Annotated in this window: 7 protein-coding genes; 4 read left to right on the forward strand and 3 right to left on the reverse strand. The window is 74.8% G+C overall.

Annotated features, from left to right (window positions below; translation table 11 throughout):
* Positions 1-52: 52 nt before the first annotated feature.
* Both AB0O82_RS38070 and AB0O82_RS38075 read right to left on the reverse strand, forming a co-directional pair.
* Positions 53-1,132, reverse strand: a complete 1,080-nt coding sequence (locus AB0O82_RS38070) for a cysteine desulfurase (protein WP_363589543.1) — start codon at positions 1,130-1,132, stop codon at positions 53-55.
* A 369-nt stretch (positions 1,133-1,501) separates the two neighbouring features.
* On the reverse strand, positions 1,502-2,920 hold the full coding sequence (locus AB0O82_RS38075) for a family 2B encapsulin nanocompartment shell protein (RefSeq protein ID WP_363589545.1): 1,419 nt from the start codon (positions 2,918-2,920) through the stop codon (positions 1,502-1,504).
* 448 nt (positions 2,921-3,368) lie between these two features.
* Here AB0O82_RS38075 and AB0O82_RS38080 point away from each other — a divergent pair, with 448 nt between their 5' ends.
* The 3 genes from AB0O82_RS38080 to lanL all read left to right on the forward strand — a co-directional run bounded on the left by AB0O82_RS38080 (position 3,369) and on the right by lanL (position 7,004).
* Positions 3,369-4,031 carry a pyridoxamine 5'-phosphate oxidase family protein gene (locus AB0O82_RS38080; RefSeq protein WP_363589547.1) on the forward strand — a complete coding sequence of 221 codons (663 nt, stop codon included), beginning with the start codon at positions 3,369-3,371 and terminating at the stop codon, positions 4,029-4,031.
* 223 nt (positions 4,032-4,254) lie between these two features.
* A complete protein-coding gene (locus AB0O82_RS38085; RefSeq protein ID WP_363589549.1) occupies positions 4,255-4,422 on the forward strand; it encodes an SflA family class IV lanthipeptide in 168 nt (55 codons plus the stop codon).
* Between the two features lie 38 nt (positions 4,423-4,460).
* Positions 4,461-7,004 carry a class IV lanthionine synthetase LanL gene (gene lanL / locus AB0O82_RS38090; RefSeq protein ID WP_363589551.1) on the forward strand — a complete coding sequence of 848 codons (2,544 nt, stop codon included), beginning with the start codon at positions 4,461-4,463 and terminating at the stop codon, positions 7,002-7,004.
* 88 nt (positions 7,005-7,092) lie between these two features.
* Here lanL and AB0O82_RS38095 read toward each other — a convergent pair whose 3' ends face one another.
* Positions 7,093-7,935 carry an alpha/beta hydrolase gene (locus tag AB0O82_RS38095; protein WP_363589553.1) on the reverse strand — a complete coding sequence of 281 codons (843 nt, stop codon included), beginning with the start codon at positions 7,933-7,935 and terminating at the stop codon, positions 7,093-7,095.
* A 93-nt stretch (positions 7,936-8,028) separates the two neighbouring features.
* Here AB0O82_RS38095 and AB0O82_RS38100 point away from each other — a divergent pair, with 93 nt between their 5' ends.
* Positions 8,029-8,589, forward strand: coding sequence for a helix-turn-helix domain-containing protein (locus AB0O82_RS38100; protein ID WP_363589555.1), 561 nt, complete (start codon positions 8,029-8,031; stop codon positions 8,587-8,589).
* Positions 8,590-8,632 lie beyond the last annotated feature (43 nt).

The following is an 8,632-nucleotide window of genomic DNA, read 5'->3' on the forward strand; positions in this document are numbered from 1 at the left end:
GGTTGTGTTAGTCTTCCCCCGCCCCCGCCCCCCCCCCCGCCGCCGCCCCGGCCTACCCCGCCGAGGCCGCCTGGACGCCCTGGAGGGCGGACACCAGGGCGTCGACGTCCTGCACGGTGTTGTACAGGGCCAGCGAGGCCCGCACCGCGCTCTGCAGGCCGAAGGCGGCGAGCGCCGGCTGCGCGCAGTGGTGCCCGGCGCGCACCGCGATGCCCTGCTGGTCGAGCGCCCCGGCCAGGGCCATCGGGTCGGTGCCGGGGAGCAGGAAGGTCAGCACCCCGATCTTCCCCGGCGCGTCGCCGATCAGGCGCAGCCCGGGGACGGTCGCCAGCGCGCCCATGGCGTACGCGGTGAGCTGTTCCTCGTACGCGGTGGCGGCCTGGCGGTCCAGCCCGGCCAGGTACCGCAGCGCCGCCCGCAGGCCGGCCACCCCGCCGATGTGGCCGGTGCCCGCCTCCAGCCGGTGCGGTACGGGCGCGTAGGAGGTCTCCTCGAAACCCACCGAGTCGATCATGTTGCCGCCGCCCTGCCACGGGGGCATGGCCTCCAGCAGCTCGCGCTTGCCGAAGAGCACGCCGATGCCGGTCGGGGCGAAGATCTTGTGCCCCGAGAAGGCGTAGAAGTCGGCGTCCAGCGCGGTGACGTCCACCGGGAAGTGGCTCACCGCCTGTGCGCCGTCCACCAGGACCTTGGCGCCGTACCGGTGCGCCAGCGCGGTCATCTCGGCCACCGGCGGGACCGTTCCCAGCACGTTCGAGGCGTGGGTGAGCGCGACGAGCTTCGTCCGCGACCCGAGCAGGTCCCGGTAGGCGTCCTGGTCGAGCTGCCCGTCGGGGAGCAGCGGGATCGGCCGGATCCGGGCCCGGCGCTCCTTGGCGATCAGCTGCCAGGGCACCAGGTTGGAGTGGTGCTCGGCCGCCGAGACCAGGATCTCGTCGCCCACGCCGAGGTTGGCGCGGCCCCAGGACTGTGCCACCAGGTTGACGGCCTCGGTGGTGCCCCGGACGAAGACGATCTCGCCGGCGTCCTGGGTGCCGAGCAGCTTGGCGGCCTCCTCGCGGCCCTCCTCGTAGACCTGGGTCGCCTGCTTGGCGAGGGTGTGTGCACCGCGGTGGACGTTGGAGGTGCCCATCGAGTAGTGCTCTCGGCGACCGCCTCGGCCACCTGGCGCGGCTTGAGGGTGGTGGCCCCGTTGTCGAGCCAGACCAGCGGGTGGCCGTTCACCTCCCGGTGCAGCTGGGGGAAGTCCCGCCGGACGGCCTCGACGTCGAACCCGCCCGGCGGTGCGGAGGGCGGGGTGGCGGGGTCGGCCCGGGCCGCCTGGTCCGGCTGCTGCGGCAGCCAGTACCGCGGACCGCCCGCCGCGTGGGCGAGCGCTGCGGGCAGCGGGACCGGGCCGGGTACCAGGCCGCTTCCCGGGCCGCTTCCCGGGCTCGTCGAGGAGCCGGTGTCGAGCGGCGGTCGGCCCATTCCGGTGACCCCGGTGCCGCGCCCGAATCCGTCAGGAGTAGTCATGGTAGTTCGACACCTCGACGTTCTGGAGCACCGCGATGGCGTCGTCCACCAGCGCGGCGGCCGAGAAGTAGCTGGTGACCAGGTACGAGGTGATGGCCTGCCGGTCCACGCCCATCGCCCGCACCGAGAGGCCCGGCTCCACCTCGTCCGGGACCTTCGACGGGCGCAGGCCCACCACGCCCTGACGGTCCTCGCCGACCCGCATCAGCAGGATGTTCGTGGTGCCGGGCGCCGAGGTGGCCGAGCCCTTCAGGTCGAGCTTGTCGGAGGGCAGCAGCGGGACGCCGCGCCAGGTCAGGAACGGACTGCCGAAGAGTTCCACGATCTGCGGCGGCACCCCGCGCCGGGTGCACTCGCGCCCGAACGCGGCGATCGCCCGCGGGTGGGCGAGGAAGAACGCCGGCTGCTTCCAGACCCGGGCCAGCAGCTCGTCCATGTCGTCCGGGGTCGGCGCGCCCTTGCGGGTGCGCACGCGCTGGTTGGGCGCGACGCTGTTGAGCAGCCCGTACTCGGGGTGGTTGAGCATCTCCCACTCCTGGCGCTCGCGCAGCGCCTCGGTGGTCAGCCGCAGCTGGGCCTGGACCTGGTCGATCGAGGAGTTGTAGACGTCCGCGACCCGGGTGTGCACCTTGAGGACGGTTTGCGCGATGCTCAACTCGTACTCGCGGGGGGCCTCCTCGTAGTCCACGAAGGTCTCCGGCAGGTACGGCTCGCCGGAGTGGCCCGAGGTGAGGTCGATCGGGTGCTCGCGGTCGGCGGGCTCCCGGCGGTCGTTGCCGAAGGCGTCCAGCTGAGCGCGCAACGACGGCTCACGGTCGGCGAGTTCGACGAGCATCCGGCGGTCGAGGGAGAGCACGGTACACGCGCTGACCGCCTTGACCCGGTAGGGCATCGGGGTGCCGTCGACCCAGGCGGTGGCGTCGAAGAAGTCGCCGTCGCCGAGGACGGCGATCAGGGCGTCCGAACCGTACTCCCCGGTGGCGCGCTGCTCGGCTCGCCCGAACGCGATGAGGTGCAGCTGCTCGGCGGGGGCACCGGCGTCGACGATCAGCTCGCCGGGCGCCACCTCGCGCTCGACGAAGCCGTTGGCGAGGGCGGTGAGCAGCGGGCTGTCCACCTGGCTGAGGAAGGGCAGCTCGCGCAGGTCCTCGGCGATCACCCGGGAGGCGCCGTCGCCGTTGACGTAGGTGCTGATCTGCCCGTCGCCGAGGATGAAGCCCCGGCGGCGGTTGACCCGGTAGACCCCGGCCTCCAGGTCCACCCAGGGCAGGGCGCGCAGCAGGTAGCGGGGGGTGATCCCGAGCATCTGCGGCGCGGTCTTGGTGGTGGTGGCCAGGTTCCTGGCGGCTGAGGTGCTGAGACTCTGCCTGCTCTGCTGACTCTGCTGGACGGTCTCGGTCGTCATGGCTGGCCCCTGTTCTGGTCGGGAGAACTGAGTTGGCGTCAAGTTCGTTGCGGAGGCGGGGATTCGGCCTCGGCCGGCCCGCCGCGACGATTGTTCCGGCCGCACCGAGGGGGCGTGAGCGTGTTCGATGAGGGGCCGTGAGGACCGGTGCAAACCATCGGGTGTGCACCGTCGCCAAACTCACCCGATCGTATGAATTTATCTATAAGCAGATGTGAGATGTTCGAAAGTTGATCTTGGAGCTGGCCGGGTCGGGGCCCGTTCCCTCGGCCCGCCACCGGTCCCGGCCCGCGTCGAACATCCCGGCCGGGGCCGACACGCACGGCGCCCCGCCGTTCCTCGACTTGGCGCACGCCGGGCGCTTGGATGGATCCGGCCTGGTCACCGCCCGGACACGACCCCGGGACACGACCTCGGGCACCCGCCGGCAAGCCGAGGAGCCACCACCGTGAACGACACCCCTGACGCCGTCGACCGGGCCGAACCCGCCGCCGTGGCCGGCCGGATCGCCGAGCGGCGCGAACAACTCGGCCTCAGCGAGGACGACCTCGCCCACCAGGCGGCCATGGCCCCCCGCTACCTCCGCTACCTACTCGAAGCCGGACCGGCCTTCGATCCCGGCGGCTTCGTCCGGATCGCCGCCGCACTCGGCCTCAGCCGCGGCGAACTGCTCGAAGGCCGCGCCGACGCCCCGCCCGGCCAGGGCGGCCCTGGCCCGCACCCGCGGCTGTTCGGCCTGACCGAACCCGAGTGCTGGGAGCTGATCGGCACCCACGGCGTCGGCCGCATCGCCCTGCCGCTCCAGCCGGGCCCGGTCGTCGTCCCCGTCAACTACGTCGTCGACGACGCCGCCATCGCCTACCGCACCACCGAGCGAGGCGCCCCGGCCGAGGGCACCTCGCTCTCCTTCCAGATCGACCACATCGACGAATACCTCGGCCGGGGCTGGAGCGTCCTCCTCCTCGGCACCGCCCACCACGTGCACGACCCCGCCGTCCTGCACCACCTGGCCGGCCTCCCCGGCGCCATCCCCTGGGCCGGCGGCGACCGGACCTGCTGGATCCGGATCAGCCCGGACGAGATCACCGGCCGCCGCCTGGTGAGCGACTGAACGGTCCGTTCCGGTCGCCGGGAATCGCGGTGCTGAGCGGCCGAGTTGGCGGTGTCGAACCCCTGTCGCGGACCGGTCGGCGTGGCTAGCATGAGGCGCCAACCGCAAGGAACACCGGCCCAGGCCCCCTCTTGCGGGTCACGTCGCATCAGCGTGCCCAGGTGTCCCGCGCGCCCGGCGTGATCCAGGAGAGCAGGTCCAACCCCCAAGGGAGGAACCACCCATGAGCGCAGTGGTGACCGAGATCCGCGACGCAGGCCTGCTGGACATCGACGAGGACGCCATCGTCTTCGAGGACGAGCACGACGCGGACCTCGCCCCGGTCGCGTGTCTCGCCGACCCGTGGGTCACCTACGTTCCGACGCGCTTCGAGTGCGCCGTGGACTGCTGACCCGTACCGAGGAAGCGGACCGGGGGAGGGGCGGAGCGATGACCACACCACCCGACCCCGGCTCCGCCGAGGCACTGCGCCGCCGGGTCGCCGACCTGGCGGCCGCCGCGCCCGGCCCGCGCCGCCCGCTGCACACCGACGGGCAGTGGTGGTACCTCCAGGACCCGCGGATGCCGGCGCGCGCCCACGGCTGGAAGCTCCACCTGTCCGCCCGGCAGGGCCAACTCCCGCAGCTACTGGACGCGGTGGTCCCGATCCTGCTGCGCCGCACCTGCGACGCGAAGTTCGCGGCGGGCGCGGCCGTGCTGCGGGAGCTCAACAGCGGGCTGCGCGGCCCCGCGGCCGTGGGCAAGGCCGTCACGGTCTACCCGGACGAGGCGGACCTCGTCGCGCTGGGAACGGAGTTGGCCCGGGCGCTGGCCGGCTGGGCCGGGCCCCGGGTGGTGAGCGACCGCCGGCTCCGGCCGGACGCGCCGGTCTACTACCGCTACGGACTGTTCCGGGTCACGGACGACGGCGCCGACTACGGCATGACCGGCCCGGACGGGTCGGTCTTCCCCGGCCTGGCCGAAGCCCGCTACCGCCAACCGCCCTGGGCGAGCGACCCGTTCACGCCCGTCGCGGCCGCCGCCCGGCCGCCGACCACCCGGGTCGGCGAGGGCCGGTACCGGATCACCGCAGGGATCACCCGCTCGCCGAACGGCCACGTCTACCGCGCGGTCGAACTCGCCACCGGGCGCGAGGTGGTGGTCAAACAGGCCCGTGCCCACGTCGGCGAGGACGGCGCGGGCACCGACGCGCGCGGCCGGCTCCGGCACGAACGCCGGGTGCTCACCGCCCTGGCCGGGGTGCCCGGGGTACCGGTACTGGTCGACTACTTCCGGCACGGCGCCGACGAGTACCTGGTCAGCGGCGCGTGCGGGCCGCGCGACCTGCGGCGCGACGTCCTCGCCGCGGGCCCGTACGACCCCGGGCCGGGCACCGGCGGGCGCGACTGGTGGGACCTGGCGCGCGGACTGCTGCGGACCCTGGACGCGGTGCACGCGCGCGGCGTGGTGGTCTGCGACCTGAAACCCGCGAACGTGGTGCTCGGCGCCGCCGGCCGCTGCTCGCTGGTCGACTTCGGTGTCAGCGCCCTCGACGGCGCCCGACCGCCCGGGGCCACGGCGGGCTACGGGCTGCCCGGCGCCACCGGGACCGACCCCACCGAGGACTACTACGCGCTGGGCACCACGCTGCACCACGCCCTCACCGGCCTCGACCCGGTGGTGATCGACCCCGACCCGGCGACCAACCGTGACCGCACCCTGGCCTGTCTGCGTGCGGCCCTCCCCGGCCCTTCGGACTCGGCGGATTCCGCGGTGGCCCTGGTCGCGGGCCTGGTGAGCCCGGACGGGGACCGGCGCTCGGCCGCCGCCGCCGGCCTGCGGGGCGGGAGGCCGCTCGGCCGACCCCCGGCACGGCGCTCGGCCGCGCCGCGGCGGGCCCCGCTCGGCGAGGCCGTCGACCACACCGTCGGCACCTGCGTGCGGATGGCCCGCGAGCTGGTCGCCACCGACCCGCGCGCCGCCGAACCCCGCACCCTGCTGTCGCTCTACGACGGGGCCGCCGGCCTCGGCCTCGAACTGCTGGAGCACGCGGACCGCCCCGACGCCCGGGCCGCCGCCACCGCCCTGGCCGACTGGACGGCCGGCCACCCGGCGCTCGACCGCCTCGACGGCTCGCTCTACCAGGGCCGGGCGGGCGCCGACCTGTTCCTCGCCCGGGCCGCCGCCACCCTCGGTACGGAGCCGCCCGGCACGAAGTCCCCGTACCACCGCCACCACGAGCCCGCCGGGGCCGACCAGATCGCCGGGGCGGCCGGGATCGGCACCGCCCACCTGCTGCTCGCCGCCCTCGGCCGGGACACCGACCGGCACCTCGCGGCGGCCGCCGCGTGCGCTACGGCACTGACCGCCCGGCCCCTCGACGATCCCGGCGAGGAGCCCAACCCCGGCACCGCCGCCCTCGCCGAGGGTTTCGCGCACGGCCGCGCGGGCATCGCCCACTTCCTCCTCGCCCGGCCCGACGAGGCGTCCCGCCGGACCGCCCGCCGCATCGTCGACGGACTCGCCGCCGACCTCCCCCGCCTCAGCGCGGCCGCCCTGCGGCCCGGGGCGACCCGCCGCTACCTCTCCTGGTGCCGGGGCCTGGCAGGCCTCGGCACGGTCCTCGTCCAGGCCGGAATCCGGTACGGCGACGACGCCCTCCTCGCCCTGGCCGCCGACGCGGCCGACACCTGCCGGACGCTCGCCCCGCGCACCGCCCTGGTGGTCCGCTGCTGCGGCCTGGCCGGAGTCGGCGACCTCTTCGTGGACCTCGCCGCGGCCACCGGCGACCCCCGCCACTGGCACGCGGCGGAGCAACTGGCAGCCCTGCTCCTCACCCGCGCCGGCGGGCCGGCGGGCCGCCCGGTCTTCCCCGGCGGCGACCCGACCGCCGAGTCCCGCGCCTGGGCGGTCGGGACACCCGGAGTGCTGACGTTCCTGCGCCGGCTGTCCCGTCGCGGCGGCCCGGTGCCCGGACTGCTGCCGCTGGCGTGAACCGGCCGAGGTCGGCGATCGGGTCGGCGATCGGGTCGGACGGGCGGACGTTCTGCGGCCGGTCGACCGAGGCCCGGTGGCCCACCGCTCAGCCGCGGTCGAGGAGTTCGCGGATCCGGGCGGCGACCACGTCGGGCCGCTCGCCCTGGATGAAGTGGCCGGCGGCGACGGTCTCGTAGCGGCCGTCGGGGAGGGTTTCGGTCCAGCGGCGCTGGTGTTCCTGGAGGGCGGGGTGGGTGCGTTCGCCGCCTCGGCGGGGACGGTCGGCGGACAGCAGGACGGTCGGGCAGACGGGGGGTGCCGGGGGTTCGGCGCGCAGCCGGGGGACGGCGGCCGCGACGGCGCGGAACTCGCGGCGGGTCTGGGCGAGGCCGGCCGGGACGAAGTCCTCGGCGAGCATGGTCTCGTAGGTGTCGGTGGGGAAGACCCGGCGGGCGGTGCCGCTGAGCAGACGGGCCACCAGGCGGCTGCGGACCAGGGGTTGGCCGATGGCGAGCGTGCGGTCGACGCGGCGGGCGATCTGGTCGATGGTGTCGAAGGCGGGCGCGGTCTCCGGTGTGGTGTCGACCATCAGGATGCCGCGCAGCCGGGGCGCGAGGCGCTGGTACGCGAGGCGGGCGACCAGGCCGCCCATGCTGTGGGCGACCAGGACGAACCGGCCGGGGGCGACGGCCTCGGCGAGGGCGACCAGGTCGGCCGCCAAGTCGTCGAGGTCGAGGGGGGCGTCGGTGCGGGCGCTGCGGCCGAAGCCGGCGCGGTCGTAGGCGACCAGCCGGGCACGGTCCGCGAGCAGCGGCAGGACCGGGTCCCAGGAGACGCGGCCGAGGCCCTGGCCCGACTCGAAGAGCACGACGTCCGTGCCGTGTCCGGACTCCTCGACGTAGAGCGATCGCCCGTTGACGGTGATGGCCCGCCCGTTCGTCTGGCGCATGGTGCTTCCCCCCTGGGAACCGGCACCCGGGTCGTCTCCCGGGCGCACTGTTTTCATCTTTGATAAAGATAGCGACTGTGAAATCGTGGGGCAATGGACCTCGACGCGGTAGACCTCCTCCTCCACCCGGTGCGCCTGCGTGTGGTGCACGCTCTCGCCGGCGGGCAGGTGCTCACCACGTCGCAGCTGTGCGAGCGGCTGTCCGGCGTGTCGAAGGTGACGGTGTACCGGCACGTCGCGCTGCTCGCCGAGGCCGGCTTCCTGGAGGTCGCCGAGGAGCGCCGGGTGCGCGGCGCCGTCGAGCGGCACTACCGGCTGCGCGAGGACCGTCCGGTCGTGGACGCCGCCGTGGCCGCCACGATGACGCGGGAGGACCACCGCCGGGGCTTCGCCGCCGCGATGGCCGTCCTGATCGCCGAGTTCAACGCCTACCTCGACCGCGAGGACGCCGACCCGGCCGCCCAGGGAGTGGCCTACCGGCAGGGCACGTTCTGGCTCGACCCGGCGGAACTCGCCGAGTTCAGCGGCGAGTTGCGTGCCGTCCTGGAGCCCCGGCTGGCGAACGGGCCGGGGCCGGGCCGGGAGCCGTACCTGCTCAGCCCGATCCTCTTCCCCGCCGCGCCGCCGGCCGCCGGCCCGTCCCCGATGGAGTAACACGAAACGGCGGCGGCCCGTACGAGCACCTGCTCGTACGGGC

The organism is Kitasatospora sp. NPDC088264 (assembly GCF_040685715.1).
In the GTDB taxonomy this organism is placed as follows: Bacteria; Actinomycetota; Actinomycetes; order Streptomycetales; family Streptomycetaceae; genus Kitasatospora.